Genomic DNA, 21,219 nt, shown 5'->3' on the forward strand with positions numbered 1-21,219 from the left:
AGTTTACGACAGGCCTTGCCGGAGCATCGCCAGCATCTCGCCCGGCGACATGCGCGCCGCCATTTCCGTGCCTTCCAGCAGGCTGTCGGCCAGGTCGCGCTTGCGGTGGTGCAGTTCGACGATGCCTTCCTCGATGGTGCCACGCGCCACCAGGCGGTAGATCGTCACCGGGCGCTGCTGGCCCATGCGGTGGGCGCGGTCCGAGGCCTGGTCTTCGACCGCCGGGTTCCACCACGGGTCCATGTGGATCACGTAGTCGGCCGCCGTGAGGTTGATGCCGACCCCGCCCGCCTTCAGGCTGATGAGGAAGAGTTCTCCTTCGCCGGCCTGGAAGGCGTCCACGCGGCGCTTGCGCTCCTGCATGGGCGTAGCGCCGTCGAGGTACTGGTAGGGGATGTGCTTGCCGTCCAGGTACTTGCGGATCAGGCTCAGGTGGTCGACGAACTGGCTGAACACCAGCACCTTGTGCCTGTTCTCCAGCAGGCCGTCGACCAGGCGCGCAAAGGCGACCAGCTTGCTGCTCACCAGCCCCGAGCCCGGCGCCACCAGTTCCGGATTGCAGACGGCGCGGCGCAGCCGCATCATCTCGGCCAGGATCTCGATCGACTTTTGATTTTCCGGCGCCTCGAGCGCGGCCAGCTTGTCGAGGGCCTGGCGGCGCAGCGACTCGTAGAGCGCCGTCTCATCGGCGGTCAGTTCGACCGGCACCACGATCTCGGTGCGCGGCGGCAGCTCGGTCAGCACCTGCGCCTTGGTGCGGCGCAGGATGAAGGGCTGTGTCAGGCGGCGCAGGCGCATGCGGGCGCCCGCTTCGGCGCGCTTGTCCTGAGCTTTCTCGATGGGGCCGGCGAAGCGCAGCTGGAACTGGTCGGCCGTGCCCAGCAGGCCCGGGTTGATGAACCTGAACAGGTTCCACAACTCGCCCAGGTGGTTCTCCAGCGGCGTGCCGGTGGCCGCCATGCGGAAGTCGCCCTTCAGGGCCATCACGGCCTGGGAGCGCTTGGTGTGCATGTTCTTGATGGCCTGGGCCTCGTCCAGCACGATGCTGCGCCACTGTTTTTTCGCGAACAGCGGCGCTTCCAGCTGCAGCAGGCCGTAGCTCGCCACCACCACGTCGAAGGGGCCGGCTTCCTCGACAAGCGTCTTGCGCTCGCCCGGGCCGAACAGTTTGAGGTTCAAGGTAGGCGCGAAGCGCTGGGCCTCGGCGATCCAGTTCAGGCACACCGAGGTCGGCGCCACCACCAGCGCCGGACCTTCGGGCGCCCGGGTGAGCAGCAGGGCCAGGGCCTGCAAGGTCTTGCCGAGCCCCATGTCGTCGGCCAGGCAGGCGCCCACGCCCCAGTGGGCCAGGCGGCCCAGCCACTCGAAGCCCTCGACCTGGTAGTCGCGCAGCTCGGCCTGCAGGGTAGAAGGCAAGCCTGGCGTGAAGGCCTCGCTGTCGGCGATGCGCTGCAGATGCTTGCGCCAGGCGTCGTCGGCCGTGACGCTGCCCGCGTCGCGCGCCAGCTCGGCGAGCGAGAAGCTGGCCAGCGGATGCATGCGCAGCTCCTCATCATGGAAGGTTCCGTAGTCGGCCAATTCCATCAGGCGCCGATGCAGCTCGTCGCTGAGGGCCAGGTATTCGTTGTCGCCCAGGGCCACGAAGCGGCTCTTTTCCTCGCGCAGCCTGGCCAGCAGCGACTGCAGGCTCATCACGCGGTCCTCGTCGATGACCACGTCGCCGCTGGCCGCGAACCAATCCTTGTCGCGCCGGATCTGCACGCGCACCGATTTCGAACTGGCGCGCTTGGACACCCGGAACTTCTCGCCTTCGGGCCAGGCCACCACCACCTTGTTTGGGTCGAGCCCGCGCAGCTCGTCCACCAGTTCCAGGCATTGCAGGGGCGCGCCGAGCAGCCACTCGCCGTGGTCCAGTTCACCGTGTTCGAGGGCATGGCAGGCGCCGACCAGCTGGCGCTCGGCCTCGCGCTCCGCATTCAGGTTGCGCTTCGCTTCGGTGCGCACGCCGTTCACATCGGCGATCACGCTTTCCGCGCCGGTGCCCGGTGAATAATACGCGCCCCCGTCAAGCGGGCGCACCAGGATCTGCATGCGCAGGCCCTGCTGGTAGGGGCGCAGGTGCAGGTGCAGGCGCGGATCGGCCGCCACCTGCTCGATGTCGCCGGGACTCGCGCCGATGTCCGACTGCACGGTGACGATCGAGGAAATCGCGCTGATCGCACGCAGCACGCGGCGCTCGGCCTCCACCGGCACTTCCAGGCCCTCGCCGACGATGGCGGCGATGCGGCGGTGCTCTTCCTTGATGTTCACCAGGCGCAGGCGGGTCGGGGTCTCGCGCGTGATGATGACGTCGCCGTCCTCCCCTTTCAGCGGCGGATGCAGCGAGATCGTGACCTTGCCGCCGCGGGCCTTCACCAGCAGTTCGGGCTCGCCCGGCAGCAGTTCGACGCGCGTGCCCGGCGAGTCCATCCAGAACAGCAGCGGGTGGCCGACCAGGCAGGCCAGCGCCTTGTCGCGCTCGAATTCGAAGCGGATGCCGGTGCTGCCGTAGTAGCGGCGGCCGGCGATGGTCGATACCGCCTGCACGTCCTGGGCGGTGAGGAAATCGAGCGTCGATGCCTCTTCCGACAGGCGTTTCAGGCCCATGGCCCGGCCACGGCTCCAGCCGCCCTGGGCGTCGCGTTTCTGCTCGCGCGGCTCCAGCTCCTGCACGCCCATCTGGTCGTCGTAGCGGATCATCCAGACCAGGCGCGACTCGCGCACCACTTCGGCGTTCACGGCCGGCTGCAGGTTGATCAGGGCGTTGAGCTGGCGTTCCCAGGGTTCCTCGCGCTCGAACCAGTGCGTCAGGTCGGCGAAGCGGTGGGCGCTGCGAAGCTCGCTCGCGCGCGCTTCGAACTGGACGGCGCCGGGCCCGCCGACGTGGCCCAGCAGGCCAGCCAGCTGGCTTGAGAGCAGGTCGAAGCCGGCGCGTTCGGACTGCGCCAGCATGTCCTCGATGTCCTTGCGCTTGCCCGGCAATTGCGGCAGGCCGAGCCAGTGGTGCATCAGCGCGCGGAAGGTGAAGGGCTCGATCGCCATCTCCCAGCTGCGCGAGGCCAGCACCTCGGCGTCGACAGTGCCGCGGCGGATCTCCTGCAGCATGCTGAGCTGGAACACCACGGCCGTCTCGGCGCGCTGCACGGCGCGGGTGGCGATGTCGAGCCAGGCGTCGGACAGCTTCAGGTGCGCCGGCCGGTTGCTGCGCAGGAGGGCGGTCAGGTAGACGTGGGCGCCGATGCCTTCGAAAATGGCCTTGCGCTTGCCGGTCTCGCGGCGCAGCTGTTTCAGGGCCGCTTCCACGCCGGGCAGGCCGGCGTCGAAGTCCTCGCGCAGCAGGGCCACCACGCTGCGCAGGAACAGGCCGGCCGCATCGTCCACTTCCTGCAGCAGGGCGAGGGCGCCGTCGAGCCGGCCGCACAGGATCAGGTGTTCGGCCAGGGCGATACGCAATTCGATCGAAGGATCGGTCCGGGCCTCGGCCGCCGCCCGGATGCCAGGCGCGAGCGCCGGCTCGCGCTGGGCGTGCTGCACCAGCGTCGCCAGCACGCCGTCGACCAGGGAAGGGTAGATGTACGTCAGGATCGCCGGATCGAAGGGCCGTGCGCACACTTCGACCAGCGGATGCAGGTAGGCCGCCTCGTGGCAGCGCAGGCAGGCCGCCAGCAGGGGCGTGACGACGGCCGGTCTCTCGCCGGTGATCAAGGCGATGCGCAGCAGCGCCAGGCCCTGGCGGTAGCTGCGCAGCACCGGCGTGCCCTGCCAGTCGCGCCGCAGGGGCGTCACCTGCGCATAGGCGGATTGCAGGGCGAAGAACAGGCCGTCGTCCAGTGCCCGTTCGAGGGCGGGCCAGCTCGCCTCCTGCGCAACCGCGAAGCCGCGACCGACCACGTCCTGCACCAGGCCCTTGGTGCGCAGGCTTTCCAGTTCGGCAACCCACTGCCCTTCAGGAAGCGGCAGGCCGGCCGCCATCAGGTGTTCGAGGATGCGCTGGCGGCCCATCGGCTCGCCGGCCATGGCCAGCAGCGCGACGATCGCCAGTTCGCCGTTATCGAGATCGCGGACCGTCATGCGGGCAGGTTCTCGATCGCTGGTTGCGGCAGGTCAGCCGGCACCGGAATGCCGAACACGCGCAGGTAGAACACCAGTTCTGCCTCCAGCGTGCGCACCACGCTCTCGGCCTTCCTGAAGCCATGGCCTTCGCCCTCCAGGGTGATGTAGGCAACCGGCAGCTTGCGCCCGCGCAGCGCCTCCACCATCGCTTCGGACTGCGAGGGCGGCACCACCATGTCGTCGAGGCCCTGGAAGAAGATCATCGGGCGCTTCAGCTTGTCGGTGTGGTGGATCGGCGAGCGCTCGCGGTAGACCTGCTCGGCGCGTTCGGGCGGGGCGATCAGGTACTGGTTGTAGTGCGACTCGAACTTGTGCGAATCCGCATCCAGCCCGGCGAGATCCGACACGCCGTAGTAGCAGGCGCCGGCCTTGAACACATCGTGGAAGGCGAGGGCGCACAAGGTCGTCAGGCCGCCGGCACTGCTGCCGCGCACCAGCAGGCGTTCGGGGTCCACCAGGCCCTGTTCGGCCAGGTGACGCGCGCCCGCCACGCAATCCTCGACGTCGACCACGCCCCACTGGCCCTTGAGCAGGTCGCGGTAGGCCCTCCCGAAGCCGGTGCTGCCGCCATAGTTCACGTCCAGCACGGCGAAGCCCCGGCTGGTCCAGAACTGGGTCGACAGTTTCAGCGTGCTGGCCGCCATGCCGGTCGGGCCGCCGTGGCCGATGACGATCAGGGGCGGCAGCTCGCCATCCTGCGGGGCGAAATCGGCATTGGTCGGCGGATAGTGGAAGGCGTAGGCGGTGCGGCCATTCGCGCTCGGATAGCTGATCGACTGCGGGACCGACAAGTAGCCGCCTGGGGGCAACTGGGAAATCGAGCGCGCCAGCACCTCGTGCGCGCCGCCATCGAGATCGATGCGGGCCAGTTCCAGCGCGAGCGTCGGCGCCCCGCCCAGCAGCGCGACCGTATGCGCATTCACGCGCAGCTCGCGGATTTCTTCATAGGGCGTCGGAATATCGGTGAGCACACCGCCGCGCAGGCGCGCCAGCTTGCTGACACCGCCCTCGACATAGGCGCAGATGATGTCGTCCTCTGAACGGAAACCGTACAGCGAACCGCCGAAATTCCACTGCGGACCGCCGAACTCGGCCTCCTTCGGACACAGCGGATGCACGACGCCATGGTCATAGCGGTAGAGGTTCCACCAGCCGCTGCGGTCCGACACGAAGTGCAGCACGCCGCCGGGCGACCATTCAGGCTGGCAGATCGACTCGTTCGGCCCGCCGGCCACGAGGCGGCCATTCACCAGGCTGCCGTCCTCCAGCACGTCGGCCAGCCACAGCTCGCTGCCTTCCCAGGGCATGCGCGGGTGGTCCCAGCACAGCCAGGCCAGCTGGCGTCCATCCGGGGACAGGCGCGGCGCCGCGTAGAAGTCGTTGCCGTCCACGAGCACGGTCTCGCTGCCGTCGAAAGCGATGGCGGCGATGGTGTTCTCCGGGTAGTGGCTGCCTTTGGAATGGTTCTCGCGCACCGTGAGCAGGCGCCGACGCGGCGCGTCGACGACGAAGTCGGCGTAGCGCTGCTTGTTGTCTTCGGCCGTGACGGGCTTCGGTTCGCTACCCGCTTCCACGCGGTAGAGGCGGCCATCAGGCTGGTTCGAGAACCACGCAACCCCATCGGCCACCGTGAAGGCGCCGCCGCCGTACTCATGCACCTTGCTGCGCACATTGAAGGGCGCCGGCGTCAGTTCGCCCGCCGTGCCGACCAGGGTCGAGCGCCCCGCCTCGCTGGCGCGGCCCTCGAGCCAATACAAGGCGGCGCCGTCCAGCACCAGGGAGGCCAGCGGCGTGGCGCCGGCCGCGACGACGGCGGCGGTGATCGGGGAGGCCCATGCGCCGCAGGGGGCTTGTTGTCTGGTCATGGCTGCTTCTTTCAAATACGGAAACGCATTATAAGTGGGTGCCCGGAGATGCGATAATAGAGGTTTTCCCTGCGCTTTCATTGTCAGCCATGCCACAATTCGCCCCGCTCCAGAACGACACCTTCCTGCGTGCGCTGCTGCGCCAGCCGACCGACTACACCCCGGTGTGGCTGATGCGCCAGGCGGGCCGCTACCTGCCGGAATACCGCGCCACGCGCGAACGCGCCGGTTCGTTCCTGGGCCTGGCGAAGAACCCGGATTTCGCCACCGAAGTCACGCTGCAGCCGCTCGACCGCTATCCGCTGGACGCCTCGATCCTGTTCTCGGACATCCTCACGGTGCCGGATGCGATGGGCCTGGGCCTCTACTTCGCCGACGGCGAGGGCCCGAAGTTCGAGCGCCCGCTGCGCACGGAAGAGGCGGTGCGTGCGCTGCAAGTGCCGGATATGGCGTCGCTCGACTACGTCTTCAAGGCGGTGACCCAGATCCGCACCGCCATCAACGGCCGCGTGCCGCTGATCGGCTTCTCGGGCAGCCCCTGGACACTGGCCTGCTATATGGTCGAAGGCGGCGGCTCGCGTGAATTCCACACCATCAAGAAGATGATGTACCAGCGTCCGGACCTGATGCACCACATCCTGGACACCAATGCGCGCGCGGTGGCGCAGTACCTGAACGCCCAGATCGATGCCGGCGCCCAGGCCGTGATGATCTTCGACTCCTGGGGCGGGGCGCTGGCCGACGGCGCGTACCAGGAGTTCTCGCTGAAGTACATGCAGCAGATCGTGAGCCAGCTGCAGCGTGAGAAGGACGGCGTGCGCATCCCGGCCATCGTGTTCACCAAGGGCGGCGGCCTGTGGCTGGACGAGATGGCCGACATCGGCGCTGACGCCCTGGGCCTGGACTGGACCGTCAACCTGGGCAAGGCACGCGCGCTGGTCGGCGACCGTGTCGCCCTGCAGGGCAACCTCGATCCGGCCATCCTGTTCGCCGCGCCGGAGAGAATCCAGCGCGAGGTAGAGCGCTCGCTCACCGCCTACGGCACCCCCTCGGCCGGCCACGGCCACGTGTTCAACCTGGGCCACGGCATCTCGCAGTTCACGCCGCCGGAATCGGTGACGGCCATGGTGGAAGCTGTCCACAACTTCAGCCGCCGCCAGCGCGCCGCCTGAAGCGTTTGCGAACGGGTTTCGCTGCGGCAGGAGGTTGCCGCAGCAAAATCACACTTGTTCACAAGTTCGTAAAACATCAAAATTATTCCTGTGGACATCTCTGCCTCATCGAAAAATACGCAAACCAATGATTCTTAAGCGATTTTTTCATGATGAACTGTGGATTTACACAGTAGAGTTCGCTAGTTAGCCGTAAAATGTCCCCACTTCCCCTTCCTTGTTCACAAAGTTATCAACAGGATGGCTGCTGAGTCGGGAAAAGTGCTTGGTTTACGCGGACTTAGCTCAACTCTTCAAGTAAGGTATGAAGTTCGTGGTGCGCCGCAGCGAGTTTTCCCACGCCACATGTGCAGTTATGCACAGCAAGCCGAATCCAGCCTGACTTGTTAACAGGGATAACTCATGTTTCGCAAGCTATTGATTTTTATAGAAAATTTATTGTTGCACCCGCGAATCCCCGGATTCGAGTTGATCTAACGTAAACCTCGTACCCGGTCAAGTACCGCGCTATTCACAAAGTTTTCCACAGCTTTCCAGCGCTTTCCACTTACCAAGAAGGTCGGATTTGGCACACTGCTTCCTACAAGTCGCGCTCGATACGCCGCTCAACAGCTGTTTCGATTACCGCTGGCCCTGTCTACCCGGCGAGGAGCCGCAAGTCGGCCAGCTGGTGCTGGTGCCCTTCGCGCGGCGCGAGGTGGTCGGCCTGATCGTGGCGGTGAAAGGGGAGACGGATGTCCCTGTGGACAAGCTGAAGGACGCGATCGCCGTGCGCAGCCAGCTGTCGCCGCTGCCGGAGCGCTGGATCGCGCTGGCGCGCTTCGCCGCCGACTACTACCAGCGTCCGCTGGGCGAGGTGGCCTTGCCTGGCCTGCCGAAGAACCTGCGGGTGCCCAAGACCGTGGCCCTGGACCGCGCGCTGAAAAAACTGGCAAAGGTAGAGGCCGCGCACGACGCGACACCCTCCGGCATGCCCGTGCTGAACCCGGCGCAGCAGGAAGCCGCCAACGCCATCGGCAGCGCCGAGGGCTTCGCGCCCATGCTGCTGTACGGCGTGACCGGCAGCGGCAAGACCGAGGTGTATCTGCAGGCCTGCGCCCAGGTGCTGGCGCGCGAACCAGGCGCCCAGATCCTGGTGCTGGTCCCCGAGATCAACCTGACACCCCAGCTGGAAGGGAATATCCAGGCGCGCTTCCCCGGCGTGATGCTGGCTACTTTGCACAGCGGGCTGTCCGAGGGCGAGCGCATGCTGCACTGGCTGGCCGCCCATGAGGGCCGGGCCCGCATCGTGCTGGGCACCCGCCTGGCGATCCTGGCCTCGCTGCCCAACCTGAAACTGATCGTCATCGACGAGGAGCACGACCCCTCGTACAAGCAGCAGGAAGGCCTGCGCTACTCCGCGCGCGACCTGGCCGTGTGGCGCGCCCACCAGCTGGGCATCCCGATCGTCCTCGGTTCGGCCACGCCCTCGCTCGAGACCTGGCACCACGCGAACAGCGGCCGCTACCGCAGGCTGGAACTGCGCGAGCGCGCCGTGCGCGACGCCGTGCTGCCCACCGTGAAGCTGGTCGACACCGAGCGCGACCGTCCGAAGGATGGCCTCACCGGCGCCGTGATCGCGGCCCTGCGCCAGCGCCTGGACCGCGGCGAACAGTCGCTGTTGTTCCTGAACCGGCGCGGCTACGCCCCGGTGATCTCCTGCGACGCCTGCGGCTGGATCAGCAACTGCACCCGCTGCACCGCCTTCATGGTGCTGCACAAGCCGGAACACCGCCTGCGCTGCCACCACTGCAGCCTGGAGCTGCGCATCCCGCGCCATTGCCCCACCTGCGGCAACGTCGACCTGCAGCCTCTGGGGCGCGGCACCCAGCGCGTCGAGGAAGGCCTGGCGGCGATGTTCCCGGAAGCGCGCATCCTGCGCATCGACGCCGACTCCACGCGCCTGAAGGGCAGCGCCCAGGCGGCCTTCGACACCGTGCACCGGGGCGAGGTCGACATTTTGGTGGGCACGCAGATGGTCGCCAAGGGCCACGACTTCAAGAAACTCACCCTGGTCGGCATCCTGAACCCGGATACCGCCCTGTTCTCGCAGGACTACCGCGCCAGCGAGCGCCTGTTCGCCCAGCTGATGCAGGTGGCGGGCCGCGCCGGGCGGGCGGGGGCCGCTTCCGAAGTGCTGGTGCAGACCCGCTATGCCAGCCATCCGCTGTACGGCGCCGTGATGCGCCACGACTACGACCGTTTCGCCGGCAGCCTGCTCGAGGAACGCCGCCAGGCCGGCCTGCCGCCCTTCATGTACCAGGCCCTGCTGCGCGCCGAGGCGCCGGAACTGGCCACTGCGATCGCCTTCCTGGAGGCGGCGCGCGATAGCCTCGTTCTTGACACGGTGATGATCAACGACCCGATCCCGATGACGATGACGCGCGTGCACAACGTCGACCGCGCCCAGCTGCTGGTGGAGTCTTCTTCGCGCCCGGCGCTGCAGCATTTCCTGCGCGAGTGGGTCGAGAGCCTGCGCGCCATGAAGTCGCGCGTGCGCTGGTCGCTCGAGGTCGACCCGATCGATATCTGAGGGCTTGGCGATTCAGTCGGGGTTGCGGGGCGCCGCCAGGCGCCGCGCGGCCTGCGCCGGCGGCATCTCGTCCAGCGGCAGCAGGCTGCTCGCACGTGCGAGCCCCCGCACCAGCAGGGCTTCCCCCGGACGCAGGGCGCCTGCACGCAGCTGAGGGAGCGAGCGCACCGGCTCGGGCACGATCTGCACGGCGGCGCGCACCAGCAGGCGCTGCAGGCCGCGCAGCGGCGCCGGCAGGATCGGCGCTTCCCGCATGATGCGCATGAAGTCGGCGAGGATATCCGACCCTTCCAGGCCAGGTGCGGTCCTGCCGAGCAGCGCCTCCCACTCGTCCCAGGAACGCGGCGCCCCGGTCGCGCCATACAGGCCGGCAGCCAGCTCCCCCTCGGCGAACGCCGCATCCTTCTCGCGGGCGGACAGGGGCTGCACATAGGCGTGATAGGCCTCGGTGAAGCCGAAGGCGGCGGTGGCCTGCACCCAGTCGAGCAGGCGCGGATCGTTGGCGTGGTAAGGCAGGCCGTCCGGGGTATGGCCCTCGACCCGGCCATGCATGCGCACCACGCGCGCGATCACCTTTTCCGCCGCCGAGCGCGGCCCGTAGACCGTCATCATGGCCGTGAAACCGGTGCGCCGCAGGCGGGTGCCGGGATCGCGCTTGAAATTACTGTGGTCCCACACGCCGGAGCGCACCGAGGGTTCGGCGAGTTCCAGCAGCACGGCGGCCACCCCGCCGATGAAGAGGGAGACGGGGTTGGCGAACACGCGCCAGGCGACGCCATCGCTTGGCGCCAGGGCCGGCTCGCCGGCCGGCTGGCTGAAGTCGAATGCCATGCCCGGGGGCGGGCGCACCAGCTCGCGTATCGTTTCCAGCATCGGCGTCCTTTCGATCGATTGCTCCACCTGCTACATCGGGACGATTGTGCGCCGATCAAGCTGGCACTGTCAGCAGCCGGGCCGGAAATGGCGTATCGTTTCGGCATGAACATGCGGAGAAGACCATGAAGAAACTGGATGTTGACGTCGCCATCATCGGTACCGGCACCGCCGGCATGACGGCCTACCGCGCGGCCAAGGCGCAGGGTGCGCGCACCGTGGTGATCGAGAGCGGGGTGTATGGCACCACCTGCGCGCGGGTCGGCTGCATGCCCAGCAAGCTCCTGATCGCGGCCGCGGAAAGCGCGCATGCGATGCAGCATTCGGCGCCCTTCGGCGTGCACGCGGGCGAGGTCCGCATCGATGGTCCCGCCGTGATGGAGCGGGTGCGGCGCGAGCGCGACCGTTTTGTCGGCTTCGTGCTGGAGAGCGTCGAGTCCTTCGACGAAGCGGACAAGCTGCGCGGCCACGCGCGCTTTACGAGCCCGCACACCCTCCTCGTGGACGACCATACCGAAGTCACCGCCGCACGCATCGTGATCGCCACCGGCTCCACGCCGCTGCGCCTGCCGGCGCTGGAGAACGTCGGCCCCGGCATCGCTACCTCCGACGACGTGTTCTATTGGGACGACCTGCCGAAGTCGGTCGCCGTGATCGGCACCGGCGTGATCGGGCTGGAGCTGGGCCAGGCCCTGCATCGCCTCGGTGTGCGGGTAAAACTGTTCGCGCGCGGCGGCAGCATCGCCCACATCAGCGACCCCGAAGTGCTGCGCGCCGCCGGCCGTGTGCTGAACGAGGAGCTCGACATCCAGTTCCAGTCCAAGGACATTGGCGCCGTGCAGGAAGGGGAGGAGGTGGCGTTGACGGTTGCCGACGCCCTTGGCAAGGAGCAGACCGAGCGCTTCCAGTACGTGCTGATGGCGGCGGGGCGCACGCCGAACGTGCACGACATCGGGCTGGAGCACACCGGACTGGAACGGAGCGAGGACGGCATCCCCCTGTTTGACGCGCGCACCATGCAATGCGGGAACAGCCACATCTTCATCGCCGGCGACGCCAACAACGAGCGTCCGCTGCTGCACGACGCGGCCGACCACGGCAAGATCGCCGGCGACAATGCGGGCCGCTACCCGGACGTGCGTCCCGGCCTGCGCCGCACGCCGATCGCGGTGGCCTTCACCGAGCCGAATATCGCGACCCTCGGCGCCAGCTACAAGAGCCTGGTCGAAGGCGGCAAGCGCAAGTTCGCGGTGGGCTCGGTTTCTTTTGCGAACCAGGGCCGCAGCCGGGTGATGTTGCAGAACAAGGGGATGCTGCGGGTGTACGCCGAATTCGGCTCGCGCCGCTTCCTGGGCGCCGAGATGATCGCGCCGCGCGCCGAGCACCTGGCCCATACCCTGTCCTGGGCCTGCCAGATGCGCATGACGGTGGACCAGATGCTGGAGATGCCCTTCTACCACCCGGTGATCGAGGAGGGCGTGCGCACGGCGCTGCGCGACCTGGCGCAGTGCCTCACGAAAGGCGAGAGCGACGTCGACGCGGCCGATACCGAGCCTGGTACGTAGGGTGGGCGCTCCCGCGCCCACGCGTTCAAACACAGGTACTGCTGCCCGCGCGGTCATTCCTTTGCCGGTTGGACGCGTGGGCGGAGGACCGCGGGGCCGCCCAGGCCCACCCTACGGGTCGAGCAGCCGGCGAGAATCAGTTCAGGTAGCTGGCATCCAGCTTGCCCTCGCCGGCCAGCTGGCGCAGGATGCGCACGGTGTCGATGTCGGCTTCCTGATAGGCCGAGCGCTTGAAGTCGTCGTACATTTCGTTGGCCGGGTCGGTGTGCTCGCCCTGGCCGTCGTCGTAGCAGAAGCGCACCAGCAGTACCGCGCTGGTCGGCGCCTCGATCTTCATGACCAGGCTGGAGGCGGCGATCTCGCCCTGGGCCGGCACCTCGTAGCGCACTTCCTTCAGCGGCGTCAGGTAAACGACGTCGTCGATCACCAGGTCGCCGTAGCGCAGGCGGCGCGCGAAACTCCCGCTGCTGCGCTCGCTAATGGTGCACTCGTCCAGATGCGGCACGAACAGGGTCGGCGATTCGGCGCGCAGGACCAATCCGCGCCACAGCTGTTCAATCGAGATGGTGTCGATCAGCGGGTTCATCGGATCGTTGATCTGGATGAGATGTTCGAATTTCATGTGCGGGTGTCCAAAAAGCCTCGGCGCGTGGCGCCGCAAGGGTGAAATGGTACCCGATTGCGGCGCTTCCTGCCGCGCCGGGACGGTGTTGCAAACACGTTCACACGCCATCTTTTGCCTGCGCGTTGTCGAACTCATCGTTACAATACCCGGCCATCCTGCAGAAATCTTTCCCATGTCCAACGCACCCAAATTCGGCCTCAACGGGCCGCAAAGCGAAGCCGTGCTCTATCTCGACGGCCCTTGCCTGGTGCTGGCCGGCGCCGGCTCGGGCAAGACGCGCGTGATCACGCAGAAGATCGCCTACATGATCGAGCATTGCGGCTACGATCCGCGCACCATCGCGGCGCTCACCTTCACCAACAAGGCGGCCCTCGAGATGCAGGAGCGGATCGGCAAGCTGCTCAAGCAGCCCAAGCAGGCCAAGCAGCTCACCGTCTCCACCTTCCATTCCCTGGGCGTGAAAATCCTGCGCCAGGAAGCGGCCGGTGTCGGCCTGAAGGACAAGTTTTCCATCATGGACAGCGACGACTGCTACACCGTGGTCTCGGACCTGGCCCTGACCACGGACAAACAGGAAATCCGCCGCATCCAGAACGCCATCTCGCTGTGGAAGAACGGCCTGGTCGACCCGGAAGACGCGATCCGCAATGCCAAGGACGAGGACGAGGCGATGTCCGGGCGCGTCTACCGCAGTTACCTCGCCACCCTGCAGGCCTACCAGGCGGTCGATTTCGACGACCTGATCCGCCTGCCGGTGGAGCTGTTCCGTAACAACGAATCGATCCGCGACCGCTGGCAGCGCCGCCTGCGCTACCTGCTCATGGACGAGTACCAGGACACCAACACCTGCCAGTACGAGCTGGTGAAGCTGCTGGTGACCGGCCTTGGCAAAAAGCCGATGTTCACCGCCGTGGGCGACGACGACCAGGCCATCTACGCCTGGCGCGGCGCCTCGGTGGAAAACCTCAAGACCCTGCAGACCGACTTCCCCGACCTGCGCGTCATCAAGCTGGAACAGAACTACCGCTCGACCACCCGCATCCTGCAGGCGGCCAACGCCGTCATCGGCAACAACCCCAAACTGTTCGAGAAGTCGCTGTGGTCCGAGCACGGCCTGGGCGAGCCGATCGAGGTGCTGGGCATGCAGAGCGACGAGCAGGAGGCCGAGCAGGTCGCCATCATGATTTCGGCCGACCATTTCCAGCGCAAGAACAAGTGGACCGATTACGCCATCCTCTATCGCGGCAACCACCAGGCGCGCGTGATCGAGCAGGCCCTGCGCAAGGAGCGCATCCCCTACACCATGTCGGGCGGCCAGAGCTTCTTCGACAAGGCCGAGATCAAGGACATCATCGCCTACCTGCGCCTGATCGCGAACCAGGACGACGACCCGGCTTTCATCCGGGCCGTCACGACGCCGAAGCGCGGGGTCGGCATGGCGACGCTGGAGGCGCTCGGCGAATTCTCGAAACAGTGGAACTGCTCGCTGTTCGAGGCCGCGCTCAAGGGCGGCATCGAAGCGAAACTCGCCGAGCGCCAGTTGGCGCCGCTGCGCGACTTCTGCCACTTCATGCTCGAGCTGGAAGACCGCGCCACCCGTCCGGGGCCGTCGGGCAGCGGCGACAACGCCGCCGAGGTGCTCGATGACATGATGAAGGAGATGAACTACGAGCACTACCTGTACGAGAACTTCGACGACCGCGCGGCCCAGGCCAAGTGGCAGAACGTGCTCGAGTTCACCAACTGGCTCAAGGAGCGGGGACGAGGCGGGCGCGATCGCGACGGCGAGGAAAAGAATCTGCTGGAACTGACCCAGATGGTGGCCCTGATGTCGATGCTGGAAGGCTCGGACGAGGAACAGGATGCCGTGCGCATGTCGACCCTGCACGCCTCCAAGGGCCTGGAATACCCACACGTCTTCCTGGTCGGCGTGGAAGAGGGGATCCTGCCGCACAAGGGCGACCCGGACGCGCCGGTGGAGATCATGGCGGCCCGCATCCAGGAAGAACGCCGCCTGATGTACGTGGGCATCACGCGCGCCCAGCGCACCCTGCGCCTGACGTGGTGCAAGAAGCGCAAGCGCGCCGGCGAACTGGTGCACTGCGAGCCGTCGCGTTTCATTAAAGAAATGGCGCTCGACGTTGGCGACGCTCCGCCCAAGGAAACCGAGATCCTCAGTCCGAAGGAACGGCTGGCCAACCTGAAAGCCTTGCTATCCCTGCCAAAACCATGATGTTGCCATAAGGAATTGATTGATATGTTGTAGATATGCCTTGAGCAGGTGGCAAGAGCTGCGCACGATTGAAACTCTTATTTGACTTCAACTGTGCCGCAGGAAATACTTTCCGCTAAGCGAGTTCATCCGCAACATTTCTAGTCAATTTCATAATGGCAAACGTTTCAGACATCAATACCACTCCTTTGTCCGGGCTCAACCATATCGATGCTCTGCTGGACAAGGGGCCGGATTGGAATTTCCTGACGTCCAACACGGCAAACACGATCTATTACACCTTCTCGGTCTCTTCCGGTATCGAAAGCACCAGGACTGGCCAGGAGGCCTTCACGCTGTCGCAGCAGTCGGCGGCGCGCTATGCCTTCAACTACCTGCAGCAGCTCACAGGCATCAAGTTCGTCGAGACGAGTTCCGGCACATCTGCCCAGCTCCACCTGGCGAACATCGATATCTCGGGGAGCACGACTACCGGCCTGTGCAGTTGGTCGAGCACGTACTACCAGGGCGCCGGCGGCAACCTGGTCAGCTACGGGGCCAATGCCTATATCTATCTCGACAATAATGAATGGTATGGCTACAACCGCGACCTGTCCCCCGGCGGCGTCGGCTACCAGACCCTGCTGCACGAGCTGGGTCATGCGCTGGGTTTGTCGCACCCCTTCCACGAGGCGGACGAAGAACAGCACATCCACCTGTCGACGGCGCAGGACAACACCGCCAACACCATCATGTCGTACACCGACAAGGGCGGCCCGTATTCGACCTTCAGCCCCTATGACATCGCGGCGCTGAACTGGCTGTATGGCGGCGACGGACTGGGCGGTGCTCTGGGCATCAATTCCGAAAGCGGAGCCCGCTACACGACTGGCACCAGCGCCGCTGACACCCTGAACGGGACCGCACATAACGATACTCTGCAAGGCAATGGAGGAAATGACATGATCAACGGCGGCAATGGAATCGACACTGCGGTCTTCACCGGCGTGCGCAGCAACTACACCCTGACCAACAACGTCGACGGTAGCCTGCAGGTCGCCAGCGGGCTTGAAGGCATAGACACCTTGACCGGCGTCGAACTGCTGCAGTTTGCCGACGTTCGCGTGGAACGCGCGAGTGTGGGCTCCGACACGATCGCGCCGGCGGCGCCGGTGTTCGCAGTAACGAAGAACGCGAACGGCTTCACCACTGGCAATACGCCCCTCATTACCGGCATGGCCGAGGCGAATGCGACGGTGAGCATATATAACGGCCAAAACCTGATTGCCACCGTTAAGGCGGATGCCAGGGGAGTGTGGAGTGCGGCCCCGACCCTGCCGGATGCCATGAATTACCGCGTCCATGCCACCGCTACTGATGCTGCCGGCAACGTCTCCGCCCGCAGTACCTCCGACGTCTTTCACGTGGACGGCACAGCGCCACACGTACCAACCAATACTTTCAGCCTGGCGCCAGGCAGCAACAAGCCGGTCTTCAGCGGCATTGGTGAGGCGGGTACCGAGATCCTCCTGGTTCGCATCGGCGAGAATATCCCGATCAGCGCGACCTCGGTCGGCCCGGATGGTAAATGGACTATTGCCTCCACGCCGCTGCCTGACGGCAGTTACGTCGCCGCAGCTGCCTCGGTCGACAAGGCCGGCAATGCAACCAGCGCGAGCACGCGCATGGAATTCGTCATTGCCAGCACAGACAACCAGACCGGCGGCGATGGCAATGACACCTTTATCGTCGGCGCGGGCGACAATGCCATTGACGGCGGCGCCGGCCGGGATACCGTGGTCTACGCCGGCAGCATGGCCGATTACACGATCAAACGCAGCGTATGGGGCTTCAACGTCACGACCAAGTCGCCCAGCGAGGGCACGGACGCTCTCATCAACGTCGAGCGCATCCAGTTCAGCGACGGCTACAAGGCGCTTGACGTCGACGGCCTCACGGGCCAGATCTTCCGCCTGTATGAAGCTGCGCTTGGCCGTCCGGCGGAACCGACGGGACTGGGCTACTGGATGCAGCGCATGGAAAAAGGCGCGTCGCTGGTCGAGATCGCCCACGAGTTTACCTGGGCGCCGGAGTTCAAGGAAAAATACGGCAGCAATCCCAACGACGCGGACTTCCTGCGCCAGCTCTACCTGAACATCCTCGATCGCGAACCGGATCCCGACGGCTATGCATATTGGGTCGGCCGCATCGACGACAGCAGCCGCGAGCAAATCATGGTCGAGTTCAGCGAAAGCGTCGAGAACAAAGCCCAGGTCATTGGCACCATCCAGAACGGCATGGAATACATCCCGTATGTGAATCCTTGAGCGCAGGCTGGCATAATGCCGGCTTTGCGTCGCGGCGCACGAGGATGCCATGAGCCAGGAAGACCCCATCACCGACCGTTTTGTCGATATCGAAATCAAGCTCGCGCACCAGGAAGACCTGGTCGAGACGCTTAACGACACCATCTACCGCCAGGGGCGCCGCATCGACCAGCTCGAAGCCATGGTCGCCTCCCTCGTCGACCACGTGCGCACCCTGCAGTCCAGCCGCCAGGGTCCGATCAACGAGAAGCCGCCTCACTACTAAGCAATTCTCCCAGCCGCTTGCCCAGGCAGAGCAGGGTCAGGGTCGGCGGCAATCCCCATGCTCCCGGAATCACCGAGGCGTCGCAGACATGCAGGCCCGGTGCGACGCGCAAGGCGTTGTCCACGCCATGTGGAGCGCCGATCGGCACGCTGCCGCCCGGGTGGGCGGCGAAATGGCGGGTCGCGAAGACGTGGTGCGCGCCGGCCTGTTCGAGGATCTGGCGCGCCATCGCGACGCCTTGTGTGAAACGCGCGCGGTCGCCCTCCGTCAAGCGCTTGTCGACCCAGCGCGGCCCGATGCCGCCGCCGACATCGTCGCGGATCTTCACCATCACGCTGAGCGTACGTGCATGCGCGCCGAGCCGATCGACGCGGCCGGCCTGCAGCGCGAACGCCTGGTACATGGGGCGCGGCAGTGTCAGGTCGGCCAGGCTGATGCCCTCGGTCGGGAAGCCGGCGCCGGCCGCCATCGGCACTTCCGCGCCGCCGTCGATATCGTCGACGGTCCCCATCACCGCCACCACCGGATCGCTGAAGAAGGACGCATGGCGCGGCCGCAGGCCGCTTCGGTGCAGCAGGCGCGGGCTCTGGATGCCGCCGGCCGCCAGCACCACCAGCGGCGCCCTGACGTGGCGCCGGGCGCCGTCGCGCAGCACCTCGACACCCTTTGCACGGCCGTCCTCCATCAGCACCCGCAGCACCCGGCTGCGATCGAGCAGCACGGCGCCATGGCGGCAAGCCTCATCGACGAAGTCGCGCGCGCTCCACTTGGCGCCGTAGGGGCAGCCGTAGACACAGCGCCAGCAGCCGCTGCGGCAAGCCTGCGGGCGGATCATCTTGTCCAGTTTCTTCCAGTCGAAGCCGGCTGCGCGGGCCGCGGCCATCAGGCGCGCCGCCATCGGGCCGACCAGGCGGTCGGGCAGGGGCGCCAGCGGCAGTTCGGCGCGCAGTGCAGATAGAAACGGCGCCAGGTCGATGCCGTGCGCCGCGAACATCGCCAGGGGCGGCGGTGCGGCGGTGGCGAAGTTCAGCGCCGAGCTGCCGCCCAGCGCGGTGCCGGACACCAGCAGCGAGGCGTCGCGGTGCAGCCAGGCGCCGCGGCCAGGCAGGGCCATGGTCGCCATCTGGCCCAGGGTGCCCTTGAGCGGCGCCGCGCTGCCCTGTTCGAGCACCAGCACGCGCTTGCCCGAACGCGCCAGTTCGCGCGCCGTGGCCGCGCCGCCGGGGCCGGTGCCGACGACGATGGCGTCATGGGTGGAGGTAAGCGGATCCATTGGAGGCGGATGCTATCACGGCCGGTTTTGATACATGCCGCTACATGCCTGAAACATGGCCGAAACATTGGCTCGCCTATGCGGCATACATACGGTTTTTGTTGTGACGACATGCGTACAGCCTGCTATGATCGTCGCGCAACGGCTGCCCTCTACGCCCGGCAGCTCCCTCCCAAGAGTCCGTGAAAGATCCCATGAACCGACCACACCTGCTCATCGTTGCCGCCAGCCTCGCGCTCGCGCACACCGCGATCGCCGCACCAGCTCTGGACGCCTCGAACCCCTTCGCCAAGCCCAGCAGCCTGCCGCTGAACTATCCGGCTTTCGACAAGATCAAGAACGAACACTTCCTGCCCGCATACGCGGCGGGCATGGCCGAGCACCTGCGCGAGATCGACGCGATCGCCGGGAACAAGGCGGCGCCTACGTTTGACAACACCATCGTGGCGATGGAGCGCGCCGGCGAGATGCTGTCGCGGGTGTCGGCCGTGTTCTCGAACCTGCAGACCGCCAACACCAACGACACACTGGACGCGGTCGACCGCGAGATGTCGCCCAAGCTGGCCGCGCACAACGATGCGATCTACCTGAACCCGGCGCTGTTCCAGCGCATCAAGACCCTGCACGCCAAGCGCGCCACCCTGAAGCTGGATGCGGAATCGAATCACCTGCTCGAACGCGTGTACAAGGAATTCGTGCGCGCCGGAGCGAATCTGTCCGCCGCCGACAAGGACAAGCTCAAGAAGTACAACGCCGAGATCGCGTCGCTGCAGTCGGAGTTCTCGCAACGCGTGCTGAAGGAGGCCAATGCCTCGGCCCTGATCGTCGACACCCGCGCGGAACTGGCCGGCTTCTCGGACGCCGAAATCAATGCCGCCGCGGCGGAAGCGGAAAAGCGGGGGCAAAAGGGCAAGTTCGCGATCGCCATCGTCAACACCAGCAGCCAGCCGGCGCTGTCCAGCCTCACCAACCGCAAGACGCGCGAGCGCCTGATGGCCGCCTCGCTCAATCGCGGCAGCCGCGGCGGCGAGTATGATTCGCGCGACCTGGTGCTCAAGCTCGCCAAGCTGCGCGCGGAACGCGCCGCCCTGCTGGGTTACCCGAACTACGCGGCCTATTCGCAGGAACTCGAAACCGCCAAGAACCCGGCCGCCGTCAACAAGCTGCTGGCGGAACTGGCGAAACCCGCCGTGAACAACGCGCGCAAGGAAGCGGCCGAGATCCAGAAAGTGATCGATCAAGAGAAGGGTGGCTTCCAGGTTGCCAGCTATGACTGGCCGATCTACCAGGACAAGGTGCGCGCCGCGAAGTACAACTTCGACGAGAACCAGCTGCGCCCCTATTTCGAACTGAACCGCGTCCTGGTGGACGGCGTCTTCTTCGCCGCCACCAAGGAATACGGCATCACCTTCAAGGAGCGCAAGGACCTGCCGGTGTATGACCCGGACGTGCGCACCTTCGACGTGTTCGACCACGATGGCAAGCAGCTGGCCATCTTCATCTTCGACCCCTACGCGCGCGGCAACAAGCAGGGCGGCGCCTGGATGAACGAGTACGTGTCGCAATCTACCCTGCTGGGCAAGCGCCCGGTGGTCGGCAACCACCTGAACATCCCGAAGCCGCCGAAGGGCGAGCCGACCCTGCTCACCTACGACGAGGTGCGCACCGCCTTCCACGAGTTCGGCCACGCCCTGCACGGCATGTTCTCGAACGTGAAGTACCCGCACTTCTCGGGCACCAATGTGCCGCGCGACTTCGTCGAGTACCCCTCGCAGGTCAACGAGATGTGGGCGATCTGGCCTGAAGTGCTGGCCAACTACGCCAAGCACCACCAGACCGGCGCGCCGATGCCGAAAGCGCTGCTGGACAAGGTGGTCGCGTCGAAAAAATTCAACCAGGGCTACATGACGACCGAGTACCTGGCCGCTTCGCTGCTCGACCAGCGCTGGCACCAGCTGAAACCCTCCGAGATCCCGACGGACGTGCTGGCCTTCGAAGCCAGGGCGCTCAAGGACGCGGGGGTGGACTACGCGCCGGTGCCGCCGCGCTACCGCACCACCTACTTCTCGCACTCGATGAACGGCGGCTATTCGGCCGGCTACTACGCCTACCTGTGGAGCGAGAAGCTGGACGCCGACACGGTCCAGTGGTTCACGACCAGCGGCGGCCTGTCGCGCAAGAACGGCGACCACTTCCGCAAGACCCTGCTCTCGCGCGGCGGCAGCGCCGATGCGATGGACCTGTTCCGCAACTTCCGCGGCCGTGACCCCGTCATCGAACCGCTGCTGGAACGCCGTGGACTTACCGGTAACTGATCC

Annotated in this window: 12 protein-coding genes; 7 read left to right on the plus strand and 5 right to left on the minus strand. The window is 66.2% G+C overall.

What is annotated here, in order from left to right:
- Positions 1–3: 3 nt before the first annotated feature.
- Positions 4–4,110: a DEAD/DEAH box helicase gene (locus NX780_RS08005; protein WP_258827337.1), complete on the minus strand. Its 4,107-nt coding sequence runs from the start codon at positions 4,108–4,110 to the stop codon at positions 4–6.
- Positions 4,107–6,017, minus strand: coding sequence for a S9 family peptidase (locus tag NX780_RS08010; RefSeq protein WP_258827338.1), 1,911 nt, complete (start codon positions 6,015–6,017; stop codon positions 4,107–4,109). Before NX780_RS08010 ends, NX780_RS08005 begins: the two co-directional genes overlap by 4 nt.
- Positions 6,018–6,106: 89 nt before the next feature.
- Between NX780_RS08010 and hemE the strand changes: the two genes are divergently transcribed.
- Positions 6,107–7,189, plus strand: a complete 1,083-nt coding sequence (hemE, locus tag NX780_RS08015; protein WP_258827339.1) for a uroporphyrinogen decarboxylase — start codon at positions 6,107–6,109, stop codon at positions 7,187–7,189.
- Between the two features lie 565 nt (positions 7,190–7,754).
- Positions 7,755–9,761 (plus strand): primosomal protein N', encoded by a 2,007-nt coding sequence (locus NX780_RS08020; protein WP_258827340.1) that lies wholly within the window; start codon positions 7,755–7,757, stop codon positions 9,759–9,761.
- A 12-nt stretch (positions 9,762–9,773) separates the two neighbouring features.
- Here the strand turns inward: NX780_RS08020 and NX780_RS08025 are convergent, their stop codons facing one another.
- A complete protein-coding gene (locus NX780_RS08025) occupies positions 9,774–10,634 on the minus strand; it encodes an oxygenase MpaB family protein (protein ID WP_258827341.1) in 861 nt (286 codons plus the stop codon).
- A 125-nt stretch (positions 10,635–10,759) separates the two neighbouring features.
- Here NX780_RS08025 and NX780_RS08030 point away from each other — a divergent pair, with 125 nt between their 5' ends.
- Positions 10,760–12,199 (plus strand): dihydrolipoyl dehydrogenase, encoded by a 1,440-nt coding sequence (locus NX780_RS08030; protein ID WP_258827342.1) that lies wholly within the window; start codon positions 10,760–10,762, stop codon positions 12,197–12,199.
- Between the two features lie 136 nt (positions 12,200–12,335).
- On the opposite strand, the gene NX780_RS08035 is transcribed toward NX780_RS08030, so the two are convergent.
- Positions 12,336–12,821, minus strand: a complete 486-nt coding sequence (locus tag NX780_RS08035) for an SRPBCC family protein (RefSeq protein ID WP_258827343.1) — start codon at positions 12,819–12,821, stop codon at positions 12,336–12,338.
- A 175-nt stretch (positions 12,822–12,996) separates the two neighbouring features.
- On the opposite strand from NX780_RS08035, the gene NX780_RS08040 reads away from it, so the two are divergent.
- The 3 genes from NX780_RS08040 (at position 12,997) to NX780_RS08050 (ending at position 17,628) form a co-directional block, all read left to right on the plus strand.
- Positions 12,997–15,057 carry a UvrD-helicase domain-containing protein gene (locus NX780_RS08040; protein ID WP_258827344.1) on the plus strand — a complete coding sequence of 687 codons (2,061 nt, stop codon included), beginning with the start codon at positions 12,997–12,999 and terminating at the stop codon, positions 15,055–15,057.
- 155 nt (positions 15,058–15,212) lie between these two features.
- Complete coding sequence (locus tag NX780_RS08045; protein ID WP_258827345.1) at positions 15,213–17,363, plus strand: DUF4214 domain-containing protein; 2,151 nt, start codon at positions 15,213–15,215, stop codon at positions 17,361–17,363.
- Between the two features lie 49 nt (positions 17,364–17,412).
- Positions 17,413–17,628, plus strand: coding sequence for a SlyX family protein (locus NX780_RS08050; RefSeq protein ID WP_258827346.1), 216 nt, complete (start codon positions 17,413–17,415; stop codon positions 17,626–17,628).
- Here NX780_RS08050 and NX780_RS08055 read toward each other — a convergent pair.
- A complete protein-coding gene (locus NX780_RS08055; RefSeq protein WP_258827347.1) occupies positions 17,603–18,901 on the minus strand; it encodes an FAD-dependent oxidoreductase in 1,299 nt (432 codons plus the stop codon). The genes NX780_RS08050 and NX780_RS08055 overlap by 26 nt on opposite strands.
- Before the next feature lie 194 nt (positions 18,902–19,095).
- On the opposite strand from NX780_RS08055, the gene NX780_RS08060 reads away from it, so the two are divergent.
- The gene (locus tag NX780_RS08060) at positions 19,096–21,216 is read left to right on the plus strand and encodes a M3 family metallopeptidase (protein WP_258827348.1); all 2,121 of its coding nucleotides are present in this window, start codon (positions 19,096–19,098) and stop codon (positions 21,214–21,216) included.
- Positions 21,217–21,219: the final 3 nt, after the last annotated feature.

The organism is Massilia agri, assembly GCF_024753255.1.
Classification (GTDB): Bacteria; Pseudomonadota; Gammaproteobacteria; order Burkholderiales; family Burkholderiaceae_D; genus Telluria; species Telluria agri.